The 22,613-nt window shown below is 72.6% G+C and carries 20 protein-coding genes and 2 pseudogenes; 12 read left to right on the plus strand and 10 right to left on the minus strand.

Going from position 1 to position 22,613, the window contains the following annotated elements; genetic code table 11:
* The first annotated feature begins 49 nt into the window (after positions 1-49).
* From AB0K80_RS20625 to AB0K80_RS20640, 4 genes are all read left to right on the plus strand, one after another.
* Complete coding sequence (locus AB0K80_RS20625; protein WP_365671625.1) at positions 50-487, plus strand: MarR family transcriptional regulator; 438 nt, start codon at positions 50-52, stop codon at positions 485-487.
* Positions 488-649: 162 nt separating this feature from the next.
* Positions 650-1,030 (plus strand): anti-sigma factor antagonist, encoded by a 381-nt coding sequence (locus AB0K80_RS20630; RefSeq protein WP_365671627.1) that lies wholly within the window; start codon positions 650-652, stop codon positions 1,028-1,030.
* Positions 1,031-1,226: 196 nt separating this feature from the next.
* On the plus strand, positions 1,227-1,913 hold the full coding sequence (locus AB0K80_RS20635) for a DUF4230 domain-containing protein (protein ID WP_365671629.1): 687 nt from the start codon (positions 1,227-1,229) through the stop codon (positions 1,911-1,913).
* Positions 1,914-1,985: 72 nt separating this feature from the next.
* Positions 1,986-2,540: a VanZ family protein gene (locus tag AB0K80_RS20640; RefSeq protein WP_365671631.1), complete on the plus strand. Its 555-nt coding sequence runs from the start codon at positions 1,986-1,988 to the stop codon at positions 2,538-2,540.
* 114 nt (positions 2,541-2,654) lie between these two features.
* Here the strand turns inward: AB0K80_RS20640 and AB0K80_RS20645 are convergent, their stop codons facing one another.
* From AB0K80_RS20645 to AB0K80_RS20660, 4 genes are all read right to left on the minus strand, one after another.
* The gene (locus AB0K80_RS20645; RefSeq protein ID WP_365671633.1) at positions 2,655-2,924 is read right to left on the minus strand and encodes a PTS transporter subunit EIIB; all 270 of its coding nucleotides are present in this window, start codon (positions 2,922-2,924) and stop codon (positions 2,655-2,657) included.
* Complete coding sequence (locus AB0K80_RS20650; RefSeq protein WP_365671635.1) at positions 2,911-3,774, minus strand: PRD domain-containing protein; 864 nt, start codon at positions 3,772-3,774, stop codon at positions 2,911-2,913. The genes AB0K80_RS20645 and AB0K80_RS20650 overlap by 14 nt, the downstream gene beginning before the upstream one ends.
* Positions 3,775-3,853: 79 nt before the next feature.
* Positions 3,854-5,296: a glycoside hydrolase family 1 protein gene (locus AB0K80_RS20655; protein ID WP_365671637.1), complete on the minus strand. Its 1,443-nt coding sequence runs from the start codon at positions 5,294-5,296 to the stop codon at positions 3,854-3,856.
* A 10-nt stretch (positions 5,297-5,306) separates the two neighbouring features.
* Complete coding sequence (locus AB0K80_RS20660) at positions 5,307-7,202, minus strand: beta-glucoside-specific PTS transporter subunit IIABC (protein WP_365671639.1); 1,896 nt, start codon at positions 7,200-7,202, stop codon at positions 5,307-5,309.
* Positions 7,203-7,783: 581 nt separating this feature from the next.
* Between AB0K80_RS20660 and AB0K80_RS20665 the strand changes: the two genes are divergently transcribed.
* From AB0K80_RS20665 to AB0K80_RS20680, 4 genes and pseudogenes are all read left to right on the plus strand, one after another.
* Complete coding sequence (locus tag AB0K80_RS20665; RefSeq protein ID WP_365671640.1) at positions 7,784-8,053, plus strand: HPr family phosphocarrier protein; 270 nt, start codon at positions 7,784-7,786, stop codon at positions 8,051-8,053.
* A 105-nt stretch (positions 8,054-8,158) separates the two neighbouring features.
* Positions 8,159-9,029: pseudogene (locus tag AB0K80_RS20670) on the plus strand (SGNH/GDSL hydrolase family protein); the annotation flags it as partial.
* A gap of 89 nt (positions 9,030-9,118) precedes the next feature.
* Positions 9,119-9,819: pseudogene (locus AB0K80_RS20675) on the plus strand (cellulase family glycosylhydrolase); the annotation flags it as partial.
* Between the two features lie 117 nt (positions 9,820-9,936).
* Positions 9,937-11,304 carry a ricin-type beta-trefoil lectin domain protein gene (locus tag AB0K80_RS20680; RefSeq protein ID WP_365671860.1) on the plus strand — a complete coding sequence of 456 codons (1,368 nt, stop codon included), beginning with the start codon at positions 9,937-9,939 and terminating at the stop codon, positions 11,302-11,304.
* Between the two features lie 210 nt (positions 11,305-11,514).
* Here AB0K80_RS20680 and AB0K80_RS20685 read toward each other — a convergent pair whose 3' ends face one another.
* The 3 genes from AB0K80_RS20685 to AB0K80_RS20695 are packed head-to-tail and all read right to left on the minus strand — an operon-like array spanning position 11,515 to position 13,631.
* On the minus strand, positions 11,515-11,751 hold the full coding sequence (locus tag AB0K80_RS20685; protein ID WP_365671643.1) for a hypothetical protein: 237 nt from the start codon (positions 11,749-11,751) through the stop codon (positions 11,515-11,517).
* Between the two features lie 44 nt (positions 11,752-11,795).
* Positions 11,796-12,812 (minus strand): DNA topoisomerase IB, encoded by a 1,017-nt coding sequence (locus AB0K80_RS20690; protein ID WP_365671645.1) that lies wholly within the window; start codon positions 12,810-12,812, stop codon positions 11,796-11,798.
* Positions 12,813-12,821: 9 nt separating this feature from the next.
* Complete coding sequence (locus AB0K80_RS20695; protein ID WP_365671647.1) at positions 12,822-13,631, minus strand: SDR family oxidoreductase; 810 nt, start codon at positions 13,629-13,631, stop codon at positions 12,822-12,824.
* A 151-nt stretch (positions 13,632-13,782) separates the two neighbouring features.
* Here AB0K80_RS20695 and AB0K80_RS20700 point away from each other — a divergent pair, with 151 nt between their 5' ends.
* The 4 genes from AB0K80_RS20700 to AB0K80_RS20715 all read left to right on the plus strand — a co-directional run bounded on the left by AB0K80_RS20700 (position 13,783) and on the right by AB0K80_RS20715 (position 18,007).
* On the plus strand, positions 13,783-14,811 hold the full coding sequence (locus tag AB0K80_RS20700; RefSeq protein WP_365671649.1) for a PHP domain-containing protein: 1,029 nt from the start codon (positions 13,783-13,785) through the stop codon (positions 14,809-14,811).
* A gap of 43 nt (positions 14,812-14,854) precedes the next feature.
* On the plus strand, positions 14,855-15,511 hold the full coding sequence (locus tag AB0K80_RS20705) for an HAD family hydrolase (protein WP_365671651.1): 657 nt from the start codon (positions 14,855-14,857) through the stop codon (positions 15,509-15,511).
* Between the two features lie 79 nt (positions 15,512-15,590).
* Positions 15,591-16,781 carry an aromatic acid exporter family protein gene (locus AB0K80_RS20710; RefSeq protein ID WP_365671653.1) on the plus strand — a complete coding sequence of 397 codons (1,191 nt, stop codon included), beginning with the start codon at positions 15,591-15,593 and terminating at the stop codon, positions 16,779-16,781.
* Positions 16,782-16,975: 194 nt separating this feature from the next.
* The gene (locus tag AB0K80_RS20715; protein ID WP_365671655.1) at positions 16,976-18,007 is read left to right on the plus strand and encodes an SDR family oxidoreductase; all 1,032 of its coding nucleotides are present in this window, start codon (positions 16,976-16,978) and stop codon (positions 18,005-18,007) included.
* Between the two features lie 63 nt (positions 18,008-18,070).
* Here AB0K80_RS20715 and AB0K80_RS20720 read toward each other — a convergent pair whose 3' ends face one another.
* The 3 genes from AB0K80_RS20720 to AB0K80_RS20730 form a co-directional block, all read right to left on the minus strand.
* Positions 18,071-18,343: a hypothetical protein gene (locus tag AB0K80_RS20720; protein ID WP_365671657.1), complete on the minus strand. Its 273-nt coding sequence runs from the start codon at positions 18,341-18,343 to the stop codon at positions 18,071-18,073.
* Positions 18,344-18,417: 74 nt separating this feature from the next.
* The gene (locus AB0K80_RS20725) at positions 18,418-19,383 is read right to left on the minus strand and encodes an aminoglycoside phosphotransferase family protein (RefSeq protein WP_365671659.1); all 966 of its coding nucleotides are present in this window, start codon (positions 19,381-19,383) and stop codon (positions 18,418-18,420) included.
* A gap of 24 nt (positions 19,384-19,407) precedes the next feature.
* The gene (locus AB0K80_RS20730; protein WP_365671661.1) at positions 19,408-22,575 is read right to left on the minus strand and encodes a cytochrome P450; all 3,168 of its coding nucleotides are present in this window, start codon (positions 22,573-22,575) and stop codon (positions 19,408-19,410) included.
* Positions 22,576-22,613 lie beyond the last annotated feature (38 nt).

Raw genomic sequence — 22,613 nt, forward strand, 5'->3', positions numbered from 1 at the left:
CGCAGTCTCTTTACAGACAGGTTTCCTGTCAATGCTCTAGGGTGAACTCATGCTGGACTCCCAGGCGGCCAAGGCACACCCGTCCCTGCTGTACATGGTCAAGCAGGTGGAGCTCGTCGTGCGCTCACACCTGGACGAGCTGGTCAGACCGTCCGGAATCACCGCTCTCCAGTACACCGCGCTCACCGTCCTGGAGCGACACGACGGACTGTCGGCGGCCCAGCTGGCCAGGGACTCCTTCGTCACCGCCCAGTCCATCGCCGACCTGGTCCGTTCCCTGGAGGGCCGGGGGCTGGTGCGCCGCGAACGCAATCCGCGCAACCGCCGTGAACTGCTGATCCTGCTGACGGACGCCGGCCGCGAGCTGCTCGCCCGGTATGCCGGGCCGGTCCGGGAGCTGGAGGAGCGGATGGTGGGGGATCTGACGGCCCACCAGACCGAGCAGTTCCGCCAGGCCCTCACCAAGGCCTGGCACGCCCTGTCGTGACCGGCGCCCCCGCGCGAACCTGGCCGGAACTCGGCCGCGCTGCGCAGACATATGTCAATCGAACATGCTCAAATGCAGTCTGCCGGGGGTAACTTGCGGAACGGGGACCGGCTTCGGGATGCCCCTTCCCCACGCACACACGAGGCTGGAGGCGATGTCGTCGTGCGGCAGGAACCTGCACCGCTCTCCCGGCATCTGCGCATCCGCCAGGACCGGGGGCACACGGTGCTGGAGTTCCACGGCGAGATCGACATCGCCGCCGCCGACGAGATCACCCCGCACCTGGACCGGGCGACGGAACGCCCCGAGGCCCGGGTCGTGATCGACCTCCGGCAGGTCGAGTTCTTCGACTGCTCCGGCCTGCGCCTGCTCTCCCGGGTCCGCAGCCGGGTGCTCGACCGGCACGGCCGGGTGGTGCTCGTGTGCACCCACCCGTTGACCCTGCGGGTCCTGCGGATAACCGGCCTGGCCCGGGTGCTGCCCCCGCAGCCGACGCTGGAGGCGGCCCTGGCCCTGCCGGAGGCCGCCTCGGGGCCGGTCTGACTCCGGCCGTTTCGCTCGGCGCCGGCGGGAAACCACCTCCTGGCCGGTCCTTCCGGGTGACCGGCCGCCGCCGGCCGGGCCCCCGCAGGGCGGTGCCGTGCGCCCCCGTGCTTCCGCCGCGTCGTCCCGTCGCCGGCAGGGCGGTCTGCCCGGGGCTGTCGGGGGCATCCGGACAGGAGGAAGGAGGACCGACGCCATGACGACTTCCGTCAAGCGCACCCCCGGTTCCGACAAGGTCACTCCCAGGCGGCGGGTGCCCGGCTGGGCGAAGGCGGTGGGCGCGGTCGTGCTGGTGCTCGTCGTGTTCTTCGCGGGGATCAGGCTGAGCGTGCTCCCCGGGCTGAAGGATCTGTTCGGCACCGAGACGCAGGATCGCTCGGGACCCGCACTGCTGGAGTCCATTCAGGACATGAGCCGTTACGACGCCGCCTCCGGCAACTTCCAGATCGTCGTGGACCTGGAGAAGGACACCAAGTTCCTGCCCGACGCGATCCGCGGCACCCGGACCCTGTACGTCGGCGCGGGCACCGTGGACGCCTACGTCGACCTCGGCAAGGTGGGCGAGGACGACGTCCGGGTCGACGACGACCGCACCTCGGCCACTCTCCGCCTGCCGCACGCGCAGCTCGGCAAGCCGGCCCTGGACCCCGAGCGTTCCTACGCCGTCTCCAAGCAGCGCGGCCTGCTGGACCGTATCGGCGACCTGTTCTCGGGCAACCCCAACAGCGAACAGGCCGTGCAGAAGCTCGCCGTGCGGCACATCGGTGAGGCAGCCGAGCAGAGCGGGCTGACCGCGCGTGCCGAGAAGAACACCACCGAGATGCTCGAAGGCCTGCTGCGCTCCCTCGGCTTCGAGGAGGTGAAAGTGACATACGGGAACTGACACGGCGGCATCACCGGGCGGCTGAGGGGTAACCGGCTTACCACCCAGGGAAGTTGAAGACGGGAGGACTAAATGGCCCGGACGGCCGCACGTTCCGGTGACACCACCACCTCAGGGCGCGAGCGGCGCCCACTGCCCCTCCCGGTCCGGCTGCTGGCGATGCTGTGCGCGTTCGCGTTCATGGTCGTGTTCGCGGTGGTGCTCGCGCGGCTGACCCTGCAGCCCTCCCCCGCCTCGGAGGCCCTGACCCACACCAACCTGCATCCGGGCCGCTCCTTGCGGGCGTATCTGGACCAGCCACAGATGCGGGACGCCGTCCGGCAGGTCGGCGGCAACCTGCTCCTCGGCGTCCCGTTCGGCGTGCTGGTGCCGGTGCTCGCGCCGCGCATGCGCGGGTTCCTGCGGGTGCTGCTGCTGACCGCGGTGGTGATGCTGATGGTGGAGTTCGCGCAGGGTTCCCTCATCACCGGACGCGCCTTCGACATCGACGACGTCATCCTCAACACCGCCGGGGCGCTGGTGGGTTACCTGCTGCTGGGACGGCGGCTGAGCAAGGCGGTCCACAGGCGGGCGCCGCGCACCGCACGCAGGAAGGGCGTCACTTCCCCCGAAGGCACCACAGGCTGACCAGCAATGCCCTGGGCCGACGGGCTCGGCCGGCCACGCGAACCGACACGAACCAGTCATCACGGCTCCCGAGGCCGCAAGCGTCGTCGCGGGGTCACGAGGAAGGGGGGGCTGTCAGGAAAGGGCGGTGTCGCCGAGTGCGTCCCGCAGAGCCGCGAACAGCCGGAAGAGGTCACGCCGGGGCGCGACGTGCAGCTCGTCCGCCTGCCAGGTGATGAACGCCACGAGGGGATGAGCGCGCAGCGCGTCGAGGTCCGCGGCTGCCGGGTCGCGCAGCCGGAACCGCAGACGGACGAAGCAGTGCGTCAGCCGGGTGACGTTCTCCCGGCCGCCCACGCCTCGCAGGATCACGTCCGCGGCATGGGCGCCGCTAGGCACCGACACGGTCGCCCTCCGTCGGGTCGCCCTGTGCCGTGAGGCGGCAGACGTGCAGCGCAAGGTAGAGGATCTCCTCCCGGCCGACCTGCCAGTCGAACAGTTCCTCCATCCGGCGGGCCAGCCGTTCCGCGCAGGCGTACTCCAGCGGCCTGGTGTTCCTGACGGCCTCGCCGATCTGGTCGCCCACGTCGGGAGCCTGCTTGCCGTCCCGGGCGCGCAGGAAGAGGTAGCGCAGATGCGTCAGGAACCGCGCCGCATCCAGCGAGCGCTGGTCGATCCCCACTCCCAGGTCCTCGCCGATCGTCTCGAGCGCGGTCCGCAGCCACTGCGTCATCTGCACGGTCGCCGCGATGTCGCCGGAGCCGATCTGCGCGTTGACGAAGTGGAGGGCCAGCGGCAGCGCCTCGGTCTCGTCCAGCCGTACTCCCAGCCGCCTCTCGATGATCTCCAGGGCCGCTGTGCCCATCTCCGTCTCCCCCGGATACAGGTTCTCGATCTCCCACTTGAGCGGGTACTCGATCACGGCTCCGGTGCGGGCGCGGGCGAGCGCCATGTGGACGTGGTCGGCCAGGGGAAGCAGGATGTGCTCGCTGATCTTCTCGCCGAGCCGCACCCGGGCGGCGGCGACGACCTCTTCCATGACCTCGATCACATCGAGCGGGATCTCGGCGGCCAGGGCGGCGAGGCGCTCGGCGGGCATCGCCTGCGCCACGAACCGGCGCTCGATGCGGCCGGCGTCCACGACGTCCCCGGGCTTGACCTGGAAACCGAGCCCCCGCCCCAGGAACACGGTTTCACCGCCGTGCTCGTCGGTCCCGAGCACGACGTTGTTGTTGAAGATCTTCTTGACGAGCATGGTTACGGAGTCCTCACTGACCTGGCCCCCGGGGCAGGGTACCTGGCCCCCGGGGCGCGGCCGGGTCGGGTCGCGGGTGCTACGGTCTCCCGCCGCGGCGCAGCAGGACGGCGCCCTGGCTGCGAATGACGTCGGCGTACCAGCCGAAGGACTGCTTGCGGTGACGGGCGAGGCTGCCGTTGCCGTCGTCGTCGCGGTCGACGTAGACGAACCCGTAGCGCTTGCTCATCTGCGCGGTGCTCGCGCTGACGAGGTCGATGCAACCCCAGGCGGTGTAGCCGAGGACGTAGACACCGTCGGCGATCGCCTCCGCGACCTGGACCAGGTGGTCGTTCAGGTAGGCGATGCGGTAGTAGTCGTTCACCGTGGGCCGGCCGTCCACATGGATCAGTTCGTCCCGTGCGCCGAGACCGTTCTCGACGATGAACAGCGGCTTCTGCCACCGGTCCCAGAACTGGTTCAGGACGATGCGCAGACCGGTCGGGTCGATCTGCCATCCCCACGCGCTGGCCCGGAGCGTCGGGTTCGGGACACCGCCCATGATGTTGCCCTCACCCGCCTGGCGCCGCTCGGGATCGGCGGTCTCGCAGACGCTCATGTAGTAGCTGAACGACACGAAGTCCACGGTGTGCGTGAGCAGCTCGCGGTCCTCGTCGGTGATGTCGAGCTCGACGCCGTTCTCCCGCATGTACCGCAGCGCGTAGCCGGGGTACGCGCCGCGTACGTGCACGTCGCCGAACATGAGGTTGGCGTGGTCGGCGTGGAGCGCGGCGAGGACGTCGGCAGGGTCGGGGGTGAGCGGGTAGACGGGCAGGGCGAGCACCATGCAGCCCACCCGCGCGTCCGGCACGGTCTCGTGGGCGATCTTGGTGGCCAGGGCGCTGGCCACCAGTTCGTGGTGGACGGCCTGGAAGAGGGTCTGGAGGGGGAGGTCCTCCTTGGGCGTGGTGATGGCGCCGCTCATGAAGGGCGCGTGGAGCACGGAGTTGATCTCGTTGAAGGTCAGCCAGTACTTGACGCGCCGGCCGTAGCGGTCGAACAGGACGCGGACGTAGCGCTCGTAGCAGCCGATCATCTCGCGGCTCGCCCAGCCGTTGTACTTCTCCGCGAGCGCCAGCGGCGTCTCGTAGTGGGAGATGGTGACCAGCGGTTCGATCCCGTGCTTCTCCAGTTCGTCGAGGACACGGTCGTAGAAGGCCAGGCCTTCCTCGTTGGGCAGCTCGTCGTCGCCGTGCGGGAAGATCCGGCTCCACGCGATGGAGAAACGGAAGACGGTGAAGCCCATCTCGGCGAAGAGGGCGATGTCCTCGGCGTAGCGGTGGTAGAAGTCGATGCCCTCCAGTTTGAGGTTGCCGGGCGTGGGGTGTGCGGTGCGCGGGCCCGCGAGGCCGCGGGGCAGGACGTCCTGGATGGAGACGCCCTTGCCGCCCTGGTCGTGGGCGCCCTCGATCTGGTTGGCGGCCGTCGCGCCGCCCCAGAGGAAACCGTCCGGGAAGGGGCGGGGCGCGGTGGGGTCGGTCACGCGGGTCTCCTCAGCCGACGAGGTCGAGTGCGGCGTTGCGGGCCTGCACGTCACCGGTGATCGCGGGCACGACGGTGGTGTGTCCGCCCTGGTCGGTCACGATCAGTACGGTGATCGGGTCGTAGCCCGCGTCCGTGAGCACCTGGAGGTCGACCTCGGTCAGCAGATCGCCGGCGTGCACCCGCTGTCCCTGGGTGACGGCGGGGGCGAAGCCCCGGCCCTTCAGCTCGACGGTGTTCAGGCCGATGTGCACGAGCACCTCGACGCCCGAGTCGCTGCGGATGCCGAAGGCGTGCGGCATGACGCTCACCAGGGTGCCGGTCAGCGGCGCGTACACCTTGCCCTCGCTGGGGACGACCGCCAGGCCGGAGCCCATGGCGCCGGAGGCGAACACCTGGTCGGGGACCTCGGCGAGCGCGACGACCTTCCCCGCGACCGGTGCCGCGAGGGTCACCGTCCCGGCGTCGGACCCCTTGCGGTCGGAGGTCTCGTCCGCGGTGCCGGCGGCTGTCCCACCCGCCGCGGGCAGGTCCTTGAATCCGATGAGGAGGGTCAGCGCGAAGGCGATGACCATGCCGGCGGCACAGCCGGTCAGCTGGAGGGCGAAGCTGCCCGCGTTCAGGGTGGAGGTCAGGGTGATCGCGCCGGGCAGGACGAAGCTCGTCGCCGCCGAACCCCCCGCCGCCGCGATGCCACCGCCGACCGCGCCGCCCACGCAGGCGAAGACGAACGGGCGCTTGAGCCGGAGCGTGACACCGTAGATCGCCGGCTCGGTGACCCCGGCGAGGAAGCCGGACACGGCGGCCGGTCCGGCCACCGCCTTCAGGTCACGGTCGCGCGTCCGGAGGAACACCGCGAACGTGGCCGCGGCCTGGGCGAGCACCGGGGCGAACAGCGCCCCCGCCAGGTCCGTGTGGCCCGTGGTCGCCAGTTGCTGGAAAGCGATCGGGATGAAGGCCCAGTGGAGGCCGAATACGACGAGGACCTGCCACAGGCCGCCGAGCACCGTGCCGGCCGCCCAGGGGGACAGCCCCCACAGGTCGCCGACACCGGACGCGAGCGTGTCACCGGCCCAGGTCGAGACGGGCCCGATGGCGAGGAAGCAGACGGGCACGACGAGCGCGAGCGTGAACAGCGGCGTTCCGACGTTGCGCACCGTCGCGGGCAGCACGCGCTCCACCTGTCGCTCCACGTGTGACTGGACGTACACGGCCAGGACGACCGGGATGACGGCGGACAGGTAGGTGGCCATGACGACCGGGATGCCGAGGAAGGTCAGCTTGCCCCCTTGCTGGGCGAACGCCTGCAGCGTCAGGTTCGCGCCGTGCGCACCGGGCATGACGGCGATCGTGGCGGAGTAGACGAGGGCACAGGCGACGACGATCGCCGTGAACTGGTTCGCCTTGAAGCGCTTGGCGGCAGTGACGGCCAGCAGGATCGGCAGGAACTGGAACACCGCGTCGGCCGCGGCGAACCAGATGGCGTACGTCGACGTGGTGCCGAAGCCCGGGCTGATCTTCACCGCGACCGCGAGGAGTGCCTTGAGCAGCCCCGCGGCCGCCAGGGTCCACAGGAACGGGGTGAAGATGCTGGTGACGAGGTCGATCACGCGGGAGAGCGGACCACCGGAAGAGCCACCGCCGGCCCCGTCCACGCCCTGGGCGACGACCGCCTCGTAGACGTGGCCGACGGTGTTGCCGATGACGACCTGGAACTGGCCGCCCGCCTCCACGACCGTGATGACACCGCTCGTGGACTCCACGGTGGCCTTGTCGGCCCTGGACGGGTCGACGAGCACGAAACGCAGTCGGGTCGCGCAGTGGGTCAGGGATCTGACGTTGTCCTTGCCGCCGACGCCCCGCAGGACCTCTTCGGCGATCGATGCGTACTTGCTTGTGGTTGTCACGGCTCCTCCTCGAGCCCCGCTGCCCCGGAACCGCGTGCCGATGGGCGGCAACAAAAAAACCCAAGCCGTGACCCTGCACGCCACTTGGAAAGTGAAGGGTCCCGGCTTGGGTTTTGCCTGCGGTCCAGTAACAATCCCAGCCTTGGTAAGACACCCGTGGATGCCTTGCGGCGAGACAGTAGACACGGTTCCCATTCGGTGTCCAGAGGCCGGGCGCCACATTTTCCCTCAGGGTGATCCCTGCGGTGTGGCGGTGGTCTCATTGACGCCGCGACCAAGGCGCGGCTACGGTACGCGGCACGGATTGTGACCGGCGTCAGCCGGGCAAGACCTGGGACGAGCTGTCGTGAGGCGGCTGTTCCCGGGTCTTTTTTTGTGCGCGTACGCCTGATATCCCGATGTCCCTGACTTTCCTCGGCCCTGACAGCCTGTCGGATTTCGGGAGCATCCGGTCCGGCGCCGAGATCGTCGTCGGGTGTCGTATCTCCGATATCCGTCCGGCGGCCCGGTGTTGCCGCATCTCACTTTCCGCGTGCCGTGAAGGGAACGGCACCCGCAGACAGAATCCAAGGAGTGGAAAAATGCCGGAGCGCTACGCGACCGTCCGCTGCCCACAGGGGCTGCACGCCCGACCTGCTGCCGCCTTCGCCCGCGCGGCAGCGCAGATGAGCCACCGCATCACCCTGCGCAGGACAGGCGGCGACCCGGTCCCGGTGAGCAGCACGCTCATGCTGCTGAGTCTGGGCCTCAAGGAAGGCGAGGAGGTCGTTCTCACCTCCGACGACGAGGCGGCCGGACCCGCGCTCGACCAGTTGGCGGCCCTGCTCGCCACGGACCTCGACATACGGTGAAGGGGCCGCAGGACAACGGTCATCGACGCGACTCTTGACGCGTCAATGACAACAGTGGCTTGATGCTCTGGGAGCGTTCCCACCTCACCCAGGGAAGGAACCACCATGCGCAGCACCAGACACTTACCCCCCTTACGGATCCTGCTGACCGCACTGCTGCTCTCCCTCAGCATGGCGCTCGCGGCGCCGGCCACTGCCACGTCTGCCGCGGCCCCCGTACGCATCATGCCGCTGGGCGATTCGATCACCGGATCGCCCGGATGCTGGCGGGAACTGCTGTGGAACCGTCTGCGGAGCAGCGGACACACGGACATCGACTTCGTCGGCACCCTCAGGCAGCAGGGCTGCGGCCAGGCGTTCGACGGTGACAACGAAGGCCACGGCGGTGAGCTGGTGACCACCGTGGCGGACCGGAACCTGCTTCCCGCCCGCCTCTCGGCGACGCGCCCCGACATCGTTGTCATGCACTTCGGCACCAACGACGTGTGGAGCGGCATCGCGCCCGCCCGCATTCTCGCCGCCTACACCAAGCTGGTCGGCCAGATGCGGGCGTCGAACCCGGACACGAAGGTGCTGGTGGCGCAGCTCATCCCCATGAATCCCAGCGGCTGCGCCGGTTGCGCCCAGCGTGTCGTCGACCTCAACTCGCGCATCCCCGCCTGGGCCCGGGCGGCGAGCACCAGCCGTTCGCCCGTGACGGTCGTCGACCAGTGGACGGGCTTCGCCACCGCGACCGACACCTACGACGGGGTGCACCCTTCCGACTCCGGCAACCGGAAGATCGCCGCCCGCTGGTACCCGGCCCTGACCTCCCTGCTCGACAAGCCCGCCTGAACGGCGGCGTTCCGGGCCGCCTCCTCCTGGCAGGGCGCTCACCAGGCGAGGTGCCGGTGACCCACGCCTCCGCCAGCCCGTCTCGGGCCGGACCGCCGTACCGGCCGACGGCACACGCGCCACCCAGGTCGGAACCGGCAGCCCCCACGGCCGGCACCCCTCGACCGCCGTCAGCCGCACCACGACCCGCGACTCCCTGCCCCACCACCACTCCCCCTCTTTGGAGCCGCCGTGACATTCCCCGCCCGCACCGCCCCACGAGTGGCCGCCGTCGTGGCCGCCCTCCTGGCTCTCCTCGCGCCCCTGCTGGCCTTCGGCACCTCGGCCCAGGCCGCGCCCACCGGCTTCCGCGTCCACAACGGCCGGCTGCTGGAGGCGTCCGGGAACGACTTCGTCATGCGGGGCGTCAACCACGCCCACACCTGGTACCGCAACCGGATCAGCTCCCTGGCCCACATCAAGGCCAAGAGCGCCAACACCGTCCGCGTGGTCCTCGCCACCGGTGACCGCTGGACCCGCAACGACACCGCCGACGTGGCGAACGTCGTGGCCCAGTGCAAGCAGAACCGGCTCATCTGCGTCCTGGAGGCCCACGACACCACGGGCTACGGCGACCAGGGCGGCGCCATCACCCTCTCCCGTGCCGCCGACTACTGGATCAGCGTGAAGAGTGCCCTGACCGGCCAGGAGAACCACGTCATCGTCAACATCGGCAACGAGCCGTACGGCAACAGCAACCACGCGAGGTGGACGGCCGACACCAAGGCGGCCATCCAGAAGCTCCGGGGCGCCGGGTTCCACCACACGCTCATGGTGGACGCGCCCAACTGGCCTCACCTCCTGGGGACAGCGCATCTTCAACGGCGCGAACGGCATCGCCGCCACAGCCAAGGAGGCCGCGATCTACTCCAGGCGGTGACGGCACTCCCCCACCCTCGCGGGCTGACCAGGGCCTCCCCCGCCGACAGCCCCTGGGAACGTTCCCACACACCGGCTCCACCCGCGCCTGCGCACCACAGTCGCACCTCGTCACGGAAGGAAGCTGGACCATGCGAACACACGTCACCGACGTCCAGGTGCCCGGGGGCACCTGGACCGACCGGGCGAGGCCTCGTCCGGGAGGCAGGCTCCTCAGGCTGAGGACGGCCGTGGTCGCGGCCGTGACCGGCCTGCTGGCCGCTCTGCTCTCCCTGCAGCCGGCGTCGGCTCGGCCGGCGCCGGCCCAGGACAACCCGTACGAGCGAGGCCCCGCCCCCACGGTCGGCAGCGTCGCCGCCCAGCGCGGCACGTTCGCCACCGCGGAGCTGACCGTGCCGCCCGGCAACGGCTTCAACGGCGGGAAGATCTACTACCCGACCGACACCAGCCAGGGCACCTGGGCCGCCGTCGCGGCCGTGCCCGGCTACACCGCCCGATGGTCCGCCGAGGGCGCCTGGATGGGACCCTGGCTCGCCTCCTTCGGGTTCGTCGTCATCGGTATCGACACCAACAGCCCCAACGACTACGACACCGCCCGCGGGACCCAGCTGCTCGCCGCGCTGGACTACCTCACCCAGAAGAGCCCGGTGCGCGACCGCGTCGATCCCGACCGGCTGGGCGTGATCGGGCACTCCATGGGCGGGGGCGGCGCCATCAACGCGGCCGTACGCCGGCCGTCGTTGAAGGCCGCCGTTCCCCTCGCGCCCTTCTCCCCCTCGCAGAACCTGTCCACGCTGCGGGTCCCCACGATGATCATGGGCGCACGGGACGACGGCACGGTCACCCCGTCCTACCTCGACGGTCTCTACGGCGGCATACCGGCCGGCACGCAGAGCGCCTTCATCGAGCTCAGCAGCGGCGGCCACGGCTTCCCCACGTGGGGGAACTCCCACGTGACGCGCCGCATGATCCCGTGGCTCAAGATCTTCCTCGACAACGACACCCGCTACACGCAGTTCCTGTGCCCGTCGCTGGCGGACTCCAGCAGCGTCTCCCGGGCGAAGACCAAGTGCCCGTACGTGCCGCCGGGCGGCACGACCCCGCCGCCGGCCGGCGGCGGGCAGGTCGTCGGCGCCGCCTCCGGCCGCTGCCTGGACGTGGCGAACTCGTCCCAGACCAACGGCACCCAGGTCCAGCTGTGGGACTGCGCGGACCGGGCCGGTCAGAAGTGGACACGCACCGAAGCCGGGGAACTGCGCGTGTACGGCACCAAGTGCCTGGACGCCGAGGCCTCGGGAACGTCCCCCGGCACGCGGGTCGTCATCTGGGACTGCCACGGCGGACAGAACCAACGGTGGAACGTCAACGCGGGCGGCACGATCACCAGCGCCCGCTCGGGCCTGTGCCTGGACGCGTACAACGCCGGCACCGGCAACGGCACGCAGGTGGTCCTGTGGAACTGCAACAACGGGTCCAACCAGCGGTGGACCCTCAGGTAAGGCACCGAACCCGGCCGTGAGGGATGATGCCGGAGTGCCGGGCACCCGGCCGGCACTCCGGTCACCGTCTTGCGGGGTTCATACGGGTTCCAGTCGCCACGAGCGTCGTCCTGCGGGACAGCACACCCCGCCGATGACACGCCTCGCGCCACGCGCGCATGTCCTCCCCGGCATGATTCCCCGCACTCCGTCGCGTCCGGGCCGGCCCGGTCAGCGCACGGTCCAGGTGAACTTGTCCCCGCCCACCCAGCGGACCACGTCCGGGTCGTCGAGGTCGTGGACTCTGATGCCGTACGCGGCGGCGGCCTGGAGGACGTCGGTGACGGCCTTCGCCTCGCCGACCACCTGGCCGTCGATCTCCACGATCCGGAACGGCGGTGTGCCCCGCTGCACCCCGAGCACCGTGATCCTCGGGTGGGAGATGTACGGGCTGGCGATTTCGGTCATGCATCGAGCGTAGAACCGAACCGGCGGCGGCGCGGCGTGCGCGGTCAGCCGTCGAGCATCTCGAGCACCGCCGCCTCGACCGCGCCCTGGGTGGCCGGGCGGCCGAAGTCGCCGTGCTCGCCGAGCCGGGTCAGCGCGGGGGCGATGGTCCGCCCCTGCTCGAACAGCTCGAAGACCTGCGGGTCGATGTAGGAGGCGCGGCACACGGCGGGTGTGTTGCCGAGGTAGTGGCTGACCTCGCGGACGGCCCGGCTGATCTGCCGGCGCCGGGCCGCCTGGGTGGCGCGGCCGGCCCGGGCCGTGACGGCCAGGGCGACGGCGGCCAGCACCGTCGCGTGCCAGGTGCGGAAGTCCTTGGCGGTGATGTCCGTGCCGGACAGGCGGCGCAGGGCCTCGTTGAGGTCGTCGCCGTGCAGGTCGTGCCAGGCGCCGCGCTCCCAGAACACGAACAGCCGTTCCCCGCCGCGCCGGCGGCGCAGCAGGGCCCGGACCACGGCGTGCGCCTGCTCGTCCACCAGGGCCCGGACCAGCGCGGTGCCGCCCTTGGCGGGATAGCTGAAGCCGATCTCGCCCCGGCCGCAGGTGACGTGCTCGCGCAGCATCGTCGTCAGGCCGTACGTCTCGCTGAGCCGGGTGTGCCGGTCGCTGCCGATGCGGAAGAAGCCGAGGTCGAGCAGGCGGACGGCGCAGGCGGTGACCCGGGCCCGGCTCAGGCCCCGCCCGGCCAGGTCGAGGGCGGCCTTCGCGCGCAGCTCGGGCAGGGTCCGGGCGACCTGCCGGACGTGTGCGTGTTTGGCCTGCTCCTGCTGGGCGCGGAACTCCTCGTGGTACAGGTACTGGCGGCGTCCGGCGTCGTCGGTGCCGACGGCCTGGAGGTGGCCGTGGGGCCAGCGGCAGATCCACACGTCACGCCAGGCGGGCGGGATGACCAGGGCCTTGATGCGGGCGATGTGCCCGGAGTCGGTCAGCGGCGTGCCGTCGGTGTCCAGGTAGCGGAAGCCCCGGCCGCAGCGGACGCGGCGGAACCCGGGCTGTTCGCAGGAGCTGGTACGCAGGCGCATGGTGCCTGTTCAGGGCCGCCGCCAGTCGTCGCTGGTCAGATGTGATCCGGCCTGCGGTCCCATGCGCAGCATGCCGCCGTCCACGCTCCAGGAGGCGCCGGTGACGTAGGAGGCGTCGGGCCCGGCGAGGAAGGCGACGACGGCGGCGACCTCCCGGGCGTCACCGGGCCGGCCGAGGGGCACGCCGGGGCGGCGCTCGGTGTGCGGGTCGGTGTCCTCCTGGCCGGTCATCGGGGTGGAGATCTCGCCGGGGGCGACCGCGTTGACGGTGATGCCGTGCTCGGCGAGTTCCAGCGCCATGACCTGGGTGAGCAGGCCGAGGCCGCCCTTGGCCGCGCAGTACGGGGCGGCGCCGACCCTGGGCTGGTGTTCGTGGACCGAGGTGATGTTGACGATCCGCCCGCCGTCGCCCTGCCGGATCATGTGCCGGGCCGCCTTCTGCCCGCACAGGAACGGCCCGACCAGGTCGACGTCGAGGACCTCGCGGACCGTGTCGAGCTTCAGGTCGAGGAACGGCGTCATGGTGCCCGTACCGGCGTTGTTGACCAGGACGTCCACGCGGCCGAGGCGGTCGCACAGCTCGTCGACGGCGTCGGCCGCCTCGGGCAGCCGGGTGAGGTCCATGTGGACCACCTCGGCACGCTGTCCGTGCGCCCGGACCTCCTCCGCCGTCGCCTGCGCGCCCTCCAGGTCGCTGTGCCAGGTGATGCCGACGTCCATGCCGGCCCGGGCGAGCCGTACGGCGGTGGCCTTGCCGATGCCGGAGTCGGCGCCGGTGACCACGGCGACCTTGGTGCGGGCGGCGGTGGGTGCGGACATCACGGGCCTCCTCCTCGGCGGCTGCGCGGGGCGATGCGTCGAGGTACCCGGGTGGGCACCGGCCAAACCGCTCGCTGCCCTGCCGGGGCCTGGGACGATCCCGCCGTGCGGCGCGCAGGGGCGTGGGGAACCCTGGGGGCAGGAGGTGGTGATGGATCCTGTCGAGGCCCTGGACCGGATCGCCTTCCTGCTGGAGCGGTCCCTGGCGCCGGCCTACCGGGTACGCGCGTTCCGTACGGCGGCCCGGGTGCTGACGGAGCTGGGCGAGGAGGAGGTGCGCCGGCGGGCGGCGGCCGGGTCGCTGGAGACGTTGAAGGGGGTCGGCCCGAAGACCGCGCAGGTGGTGCGGGAGGCCCTGGCCGGCGAGGTGCCCGGCTACCTGCGCAAGCTGCAGGACGAGGCCGGGGAGCAGCCGGTGGTGCGCGGCGGGGAGCGGCTGCGGGCGCTGCTGCGCGGCGACTGCCACATGCACTCGGACTGGTCGGACGGCGGCAGCCCCATCGAGGAGATGGGCCGGGCGGCGATCGGGCTGGGGCACGAGTGGGCCGTGCTGACCGACCACTCGCCCCGGCTGACGGTGGCACGGGGGCTGTCCGCCGACCGCCTGCGCGAACAGCTGCGGGTGGTGGCCGAGCTCAACGAGACGTGGGCGCCCTTCCGGCTGCTGACCGGCATCGAGTGCGACATCCTGGAGGACGGCTCCCTCGACCAGGAGCCCGGCCTGCTGGCGCAGCTGGATGTCGTCGTGGTGTCGGTGCACTCGAAGTTGCGCATGGACGCCCGGTCCATGACCCGCCGCATGGTGGCCGCGGTCCGCAACCCGCACTCCGACGTGCTCGGGCACTGTACGGGACGGCTGGTGACGGGGCGGGGCCGGCCGGAGTCGGAGTTCGACGCGGACGAGGTGTTCGCGGCGTGCGCCGAGACCGGCACGGCCCTGGAGATCAACAGCCGGCCCGAGCGGCTGGACCCGCCGCGGCGGCTGCTGCGCCGGGCCGTGGCGGCGGGCGTGCTGTTCTCCATCGACACCGACGCGCACGCGCCGGGCCAGCTGGACTGGCAGGTCCACGGGTGCGTACGGGCGCAGGAGTGCGGGGTGCCGCCCGAGCGGGTCGTCACGACCTGGTCGGCGCAGGAGTTGCTGGCCTGGACGCGGGAACGGGTCTTGCCCCCGCGCTAGCGGTTACCCGTGGGCGGTGAGCGAGAGGAAGGGACCTTCAGCTATGGAACGGGCTGCCGTGTTCGACGTCGACGGCACACTGGTCGACACCAACCACCTGCACGTGGCGACCTGGTGGGAGGCGTTCCGGCAGGCCGGGCACCGGGTGCCGATGCACGCCGTCCACCGGGCCGTGGGTCTGACCTCCACGGACCTGGTCGCCCATCTGCTCGGCGACGACCGGGACCCGGACCAGGACGCCGAGCTGAGCGCCGCGCACAAGGCGCTGTACGGGCAGTACTTCGACCGGCTGCCGGCGCTGCCCGCCGCCGGGGACCTGCTGCGGCGGCTGCACCGGGACGGCTGGAAGGTGGTCCTGGCGACCTCGGCGGGCGGTGCGGAGCTCGGCGCGCTGCGCCGGGCGCTCGACGCGGACGACGCCATCGCCGCCGTCGCCGGCGCGGACGACGTGGAGGAGGGCAAGCCCGCTCCCGAGCCCGTGGAGCACGCGCTGGAGCTGGTGGGCGTGCCCGCCGAGCGGGCGGTGTTCGTCGGCGACACCGTGTGGGACATGCGGGCGGGCAGGAGGGCCGGGGTGCGCTGCGTGGGCGTGCTGTGCGGCGGCATCCCGCGCGCCGACCTGGAGGGGGCCGGCGCGGACGCGGTGTACGACGATCCCGCCCACCTGCTGGAGTCGCTGCGGGACAGTCCCTTCGCGTGACGGGTCCGGGGACGCGTTCCTCGTCACCTTCGCGTGGATCCTCCGTTCGGCCGGATACCCGCAGCGGATGATCGGTGTGATGGAGGGTGTACGACGGCAGGCGGGCGCCGCCGGCCGCGCGGGCTGGGCGGTCCGGGCGGTGGACGGGGTACGACGGGACGCCGGAGCCGTGGGGCGGGCCGCACGGGCCGCCGTACGGGGCCCGGGGCGGGAGCGCGACCTGGTCGTGCAGTCGCTGAAGGCCGCGGCGGCGGCGCTGCTGGCCTGGCTGGTGGCGGGGGTGTGGCTCGGCGACCCGCTGGCGCTGATGGCCCCGTGGGTGGCGCTGGTCCTGGTGCAGTCCACCGTGTACAGCTCGCTGGTGCAGGGGGCGCGGCAGTTCACGGCGATCTGCGCCGGGACGCTGCTGGCGTCGGCGGCGCAGGCGCTCACGGACGACACGACGGGGGCGCTCGCCCTGTCGATCCCGGTGCTGATGCTCCTCGCGAACTGGCCCCGGTTCGGCGACCAGGGCGTCTACGCGGCCACCACCGCCCTGTTCACGCTGGCCTCGGGCACCGTCAGCGCGTCCGCGGTGGGGCACCGGGTGGGTCAGGCGGCGCTCGGCGCGGTCATCGGGGTCGCGGTCAACGCGCTGGTCCTGCCGCCGATCCATCTGCGGGACGTCCGTGAGAACCTGGCCGCGCTGCCCCGTCAGGCGGGTGACGTCCTGCACGCCGTCGCCGCCGACCTGCGGGAGAACACCTGGGACACGCGCGCGTGGCTCAGTGCCTCGTCCCGGCTGGAGCGCCGCCTGGAGACGCTGCGCGCGGCCCGCCGGTGGAGCCGGGAGAGCCTGCGGCTGACCTGGGGTCCGCTGCGCGCGCTGCACCGCGTCCCGCGGGAGGCGCTGCCGCCGGCGGACGAGGACGAACGCTGCGGTCGTCTCACCGGGCACGTGACGGCGCTGATCCGGACGCTGGCGGTGGCCGCCGACGACAACCGGACCCCCGCCCCGCCCGACAGCCGGGCCCTGACCGCGTACGCGCGGCTGCTGGAGCTGATCGGCGACGCCTGCCACGCGGAGGGCGACCGCCTGCTGAACGGCGGCACGCCCTGCTCCGCGGACGGCCGGACGGAAAGGCAGCGGCGGGAACTGCACGGGCGCCTCCAGGAGGAACTGCGCGAGCACGCCGGCCAGGGCGCGTCCCGGACCGCGGTGCTGGGCACGCTGCTGCTCCAAGCGGAGAACCTGTGGGCCGAGGCCGTCCCGGACGCCCGGGGACAGTGACGCGGATCACCGCGGACCTGCCCGGGGCGCGGCCGCGAGGCGACCGCCGTCCGCACCCGCCCCTTCGACCGCCCCGACCGCGATTCCCCCGTCCGGTCGGGGCTTTCGCTTGTGCCGGGCCGCCCCGGGTGCGATCCGCCCGGGCCGGGTACTCGGTCCGCTCCGGGCTGGAATGCGGCCGAGAGGAGCGGATGGTGAGCAGTGCAACGGGCATGAGGGTCGTCGTCACGGGTGCCACCGGGAATGTGGGCACCAGTGTCGTGCGGCTGCTCTCGGAGGACCCGGAGATCGGCTCCGTGCTGGGTCTGGCGCGGCGGATCCCCGACTGGTCGCCCCCGAGGACGGACTGGTCCGCGGTCGACCTGGCCTCGCAGGAGTCCGACCTGGCCAAGCTGTTCTCGGGGGCGGACGCGGTGATCCATCTGGCCTGGGCGTTCCAGCCCACGCACGACCCGGTGCTGACCTGGAACACCAACGTGCTCGGCAGTCTGCGGGTGTTCGAGGCGGTGGCGGCGGCCGGAGTGCCGACGCTCGTCCACGCCTCCTCGGTCGGGGCGTACTCGCCCGGCCCCGAGGACCACCAGGCCGTCGACGAGTCATGGCCGACGCACGGCTGGCCGGATGCCGCGTACTGCCGGGAGAAGGCCTATCTGGAGAGGGCTCTGGACACCTTCGAGCGTGACCACGCCGGGATCCGGGTGGTGCGGATGCGGCCCGCGTTCCTGTTCAAGCGGGAGTCGGCGAGCGAACAGCGCCGCATCTTCGGCGGCAAGTTCCTGCCGGGGCCGCTGATGCGGCCCGAGATGCTGCCCTTCCTGCCGGACGTCCCGGGGCTGCGGGTGCAGGCCCTGCACACCGACGACGCGGCGACCGCGTACCGGCTCGCGGTGCGCACCGACGTCCGGGGCGCCTTCAACCTGGCCGCCGAGCCGCCGGTCGACGCGGCGCTGCTCGCCGAGATGCTGGGGGCGCGCCCGGTGCGGCTGCCGCGTACGGCGGCCCGTTCGGCGATCGCCGCCGCATGGGGTCTGCATCTGCTGCCGGCCTCGCCGCACCTGTTCGACGCGGTGCTGAGGCTGCCCCTGATGGACTGCACGCGCGCGCGTGCGGAGCTCGGCTGGCGGCCGGTGCGTACGGCGACGCAGGTACTGGAGGAGTTCTTCGAGGGGCTGCAGCAGGGGGCCGGGGCGCGGACAGAGCCGCTGCGCGGGCGCAAGGTGGGGTGAAACACCGGGGCACGTCGAGGCCCCGCCCGGTGGGCGGGGCCTCGGGGAGCCGGAGTCGGTGGGTCAGGCGGAGGGTTCGTCGGGCACGGGCTGTTCGGGGTGGACGCTTCCCGAACGCGGTGCCCCCTCGGGGCCCGTCCCCGCCTCGTCCGTGTCGGGCACGTCGCCGCCGGTCCCGGCGGACTGCTGCTCCCGCTGTGCGGACTCGTCCTGATGGCTGGTACGGCCGGGAGCGACCTCCCAGGGGTCCTCCCCCTCGGTGGCCTGCTGGTCCGGCAGGTCCCGCGGGACGGGCGCGCCGTTCTCGCCCGGCGCCTCGCTGCGGTGGTCGGTCACGGCGTACTCCCTTCGCGTCGCCCGTCAGGTGATCCGGGCGGCACGCGAGTACCTCCGCGACGACCTGCGAAACCTCAGCGGGCGAGAGCGTCGATCTCGTCGAGCGCGGCGACCAGCTCGGGCGAGACCGCGTCCCGCACCCAGCGCCGGTGCTCCGCGCCGACCGCCCGGGGAACGGTCTCGGTGTGCATGATCAGGTAGAGATAGGCGCGGTAGAGGGCGAGACGCAGGCGGGCCGGCGCGTCGAACCGGGGCCGGCCGCCCGCCTCCCGGTAGCCCGCCAGGAACGCCTCGTCCTTCCTGATGTCCCCGAGCAGCGCCAGGGAGACGAAGTCGGCGAGGGGATCGCCCCAGAACATGCGCTCCCCGTCGATGAGGCCGCCGATCCGGGCCTGCCCGCGCGCCCGGTCGACCAGGATGTTGCCCGGCCACAGGTCGAAGTGGACGGGGCGCGGGATGACGACCTCCTCCAGGGCGTCGTACGCGCCACGGGCGGTGCGGGCGATGGCGTCGGCGGGGCGGGGCAGCTGCGGCCGGTAGCGCCGGGCGTCGTCGAGGACGGCCTCGAACATCGCCGTGAACGCGGTCCGCCAGTCGGCGGCGAGCGGCCCGAGGGCCCCGGAGGGGTAGCCGAAGCCGGGGCCGGTCAGGTGGTGGAGGCGGGCGACCTGCCGGCCCACCTCGGCGCGCAGCGCGGCCGTGTCCGCCTCGGTGAGCGAGCCGTCCCAGGGGTCGCCCGGGCACGCCGTCATCAGCAGGAACCCGGGACCGGCCGCCAGGACGCGCGGCGCGGGGACACCCGCCCGGGCGGCCACCCCGTAGAACTCCGCCTCCGAGACGAGGAGGTGCCGTTCGTGACGCAGGCCGGGCGCGTCCGGTGCGGGCGGGGTCTTCAGCACGTGGCGGCCGCCGTCGGTGAGCAGCAGCTCCTCGACGGTGTTGTACGTGCCGCCGGTCAGGGGGCGCACGTCACCGAGACGGTCGGGCGGCAGGCCCGCCGCCGTCAGTGCCCGCCGCGCCCGCTCCCAGGAGTCCGCCATCGTGCGCCCGCCCCTCCCCCTCGGTCAGCCGGCCGTGTACACGTCCTCGACGTAACGCCCTTGTGCGATCAGGTCGTCGAGCCACCGCTCGGCGGCCGTCTCACCGGCGTCCGGCCCGTGCTTGCGGTACAGGGTACGCAACGCCTCCCGCACCCCGGGGGCCATCCGGGAACCGTCGCCGCACACGTACACCCGGGCCCCGGCCCGCAGCAGGTCCCAGACCTCGGCGGCCTCGGCGGTGATGCGGTGCTGCACGAACCGCACGTCCCCCTCGGGGGCGGCGCTGAAGGCGGGGCGCAGCGAGACCGCCCCGGCCGCCTCGGCGGCGCGCAGTTCCCCGGCGTGCAGGAAGTCGGCGTCGGGGGCGTCGCAGCCGAAGTAGCACAGGGCGGGAGCCAGTTCGGCGCCCGCGGCGAGGGCTGCCACGCGGTCGGCGATGGCGCCGCGGAACGGGGCGAGACCGGTGCCGGCCGCGACCATGACGACCGGCACGGCGGAGCCGTCGACGCGGAACGCCTCCCGGCACGGCTGGACACGGGCGTACACGGTGTCGCCGGGCTCGACGGTGGCGAGGTAGCCGGACCCGGTGCCGCGGTAGCGGCCCCTGCCGGAGCGGGCGGGGGCCTCCAGCAGGGAGACCATCAGGTCGGCGTGGCGGGGGTCGGCGGCGGGTGAGGAGGACACGGAGTAGTGGCGGGGCCGCATCGGGGTGAGGAGGCCGAGGAGGGCCGGCCAGTCCAGGGCGCCCCGCAGGGCGGGGTGGTCCTCGAGGATCTCCACGAGGGTGCGGGGGTCGTCGCCGGTGAGGGCGGCGAGGGCCGCGCGTTCGGGCGGGCAGGGGTTGGCGGCGGCGAGCGCGGCCCGCTGGGCGCTGTCCGGGCGTTCCTGCAGCTCGACGTGGTGGGTGAGGAGCTGCCGTACGGTCAGGGGCCGGTCCACGGCGAGGCCGTCGCGGCGCGGCCGGGTGGGCCGGATGTCCAGGACGGTGTCGAGGTCGGCGCCGAGCGCGGCGGCGGCCCGGGTGACGAGGTCCGGGGCGTTGGCGGGCAGCACGGTGAGGTGGTCGGCGGTGCGGTAGGTGACGCCCTCCGGCAGCGCGACGCGCACGAACCGCTTGCGGCGCGGGTACCCGGGCGCGGTGAGGTCGTAGGCCTCGGTCACCGTCATGGGGAGCAGCCCGTGCCGTTCGGCGAGGGCGTCCAGCGGGCCGCCGGTCAGGGTGCGCACCTCGTACGCCGCCTCCGGCGCGTCGCTCGGCGCGGTGGCGTCCGGGTCGCCGTGGCGCTCCAGGAGCGCCGTGCGGAGCCGTTGTGTGAAGGCGCGGACCGTGCCGGTCAGGTCGCCGGAGGCGTCGGCCGCGGCGCGCTGCAGCAGCCGGGTGGCGCCGAGTTCCGCCAGGCGCGCGTCGATGCGGGTGGGGACCTGCTGGTAGGTGGCGGCCCAGGTGCGGTCGCCGACGCCCAGCACGGCGTACGTGACGCCCGTCAGGTCGGGGGTGCCCTCCAGCCGGGCGGCGAAGGCGGTGGCGTCGTCGGTGGGGCGGCCGTTGTAGGAGGCGGCGCTGATGACGACGGCACGGTCGGTGGGCAGCCCGTCGGCGTAGGCGTCCAGGGGCGCCACCTCGGTCGCGCAGCCGAGGGCGGCGGCCTCGTCGGCCAGCCGGGCGGCGAGGTCGCGGCAGGTGCCGTAGTTGCTGCCGTGCAGGAACAGGACGCCTGTGCCGGGGCGGACGCGGGCGGGCAGAACGGCCGTGTCCTGCGCGGGCTGTGCACCGGCCGCCGCTCCGGGCAGGGCGGTGTGCACCCGGTCGGCGGAGGTGCGCGGGGTCAGGGTCAGGGTGAAGCCGTCGGGCTTGAGGGTGAGGGTCTCCTTGACCGTGAGCCGGTAGCCGGCGTGGTCGTGCAACCGGTAGCGGTGGACCAGCATGGCCAGCAGCATGGTCGCCTCGTGCAGGGCGAACTGCCGTCCGATGCAGGCGCGTTCACCGGTGCCGAACGGCTTGAAGGCGTGCACCGGGCGCGTCGCCTCCGCCTCGGGCGTGAAGCGGGAGGGGTCGAACAGCTCCGGGTTGTCGCCCCACACGGGCTGCCGGTGCAGCATCGGGGCCATGACGACGACGCCCTGTCCGGCGCGCAGCGGGACGCGCCCGCCGAGCAGGGTGTCCTCGACGGCCTCCCGGGCGAAGGCGGCGGCCGTCGGCCACAGCCGCAGCGCCTCGTTGAGGACCTGCCGGGTGTAGGTGAGCCTGCCGATGTCGTCGTACGCCGGCTCCGGGTCGGCCTGGTCGCCCCACAGGGCGTCCACCTCCCGCTGGACGAGCTGCAGCACGGCCGGGTGCCGGGCGAGGTAGTACAGGGCGAAGGACATCGCGCCGGAGGTGGTCTCGTGCCCGGCGATGAGGAAGGTGATGACCTGGTTGCGGATGTTGGCGGTGTCGAGCGCAGTGCCGTCGGCGGGGTGGCGGGCGGTGAGCATCAGGCCGAGCAGGTCCTCGGCGGCCTGCCCCTCGTCGCCGCCGCGGGCGGCGATGACGTCGTCGACGACCCCGGCGAGGTAGGCGGCGTCCGCGCGGAAGGCCGCGTCGGCGGCGGAGTGGTCCTCGTCCGGGCGCCGGGCGAGGCGGGTCATGCTCCACTCCAGGCAGCGGACCATGGCCTCGACGAACGGGTGGGGCTCGTCGCGCGTGAACGACCCGAAGTCGTAGCCGAATCCGGCGAGCCCGATGGTGTCGAGGGTCATCCGGGTCATGTCGTCGGGGACGTTCACCGGCTGCCCGGCGCGGGCGGCGCGGTCCCAGGTGCCGAGGAGCCGGCGGGCCACCTTCAGCATCACCGGGTGGTAGGCGCGCATCGAGCCGAGGGCGAAGGCGGGCATGAGGATGTCGTGTGCCTTGGCCCAGTTGGGCTCGTCGTTGTACGCGGTGAACAGGCCGTCGGCGGTGAACTCCCGGACGTGCTGCAGCGCGGGGCCGACGTGCTTGGTGAACCGCTGCTCGTCGGCGAGTTCGGTGACCAGGTCCAGGTCGGCGACGAACAGCGTGTCCCGCCCGTGCAGCCGCCGCACGAGCACCGGTCCGTGCTCCCGCATCAGGTCCATGACCTGCTGGACCGGGGTGCGGCCGGGCCCGGTGGCGGAGATGTCGACGACCGGGACGGGGTGTGCGGAGCGGGGGTGCTGCGCGGTGGGGGGCATGACGCGGCAACTGCCTTTCGCGATACGGACGTAGCGCG

Source organism: Streptomyces sp. NPDC052682 (assembly GCF_040678435.1).
In the GTDB taxonomy this organism is placed as follows: domain Bacteria; phylum Actinomycetota; class Actinomycetes; order Streptomycetales; family Streptomycetaceae; genus Streptomyces.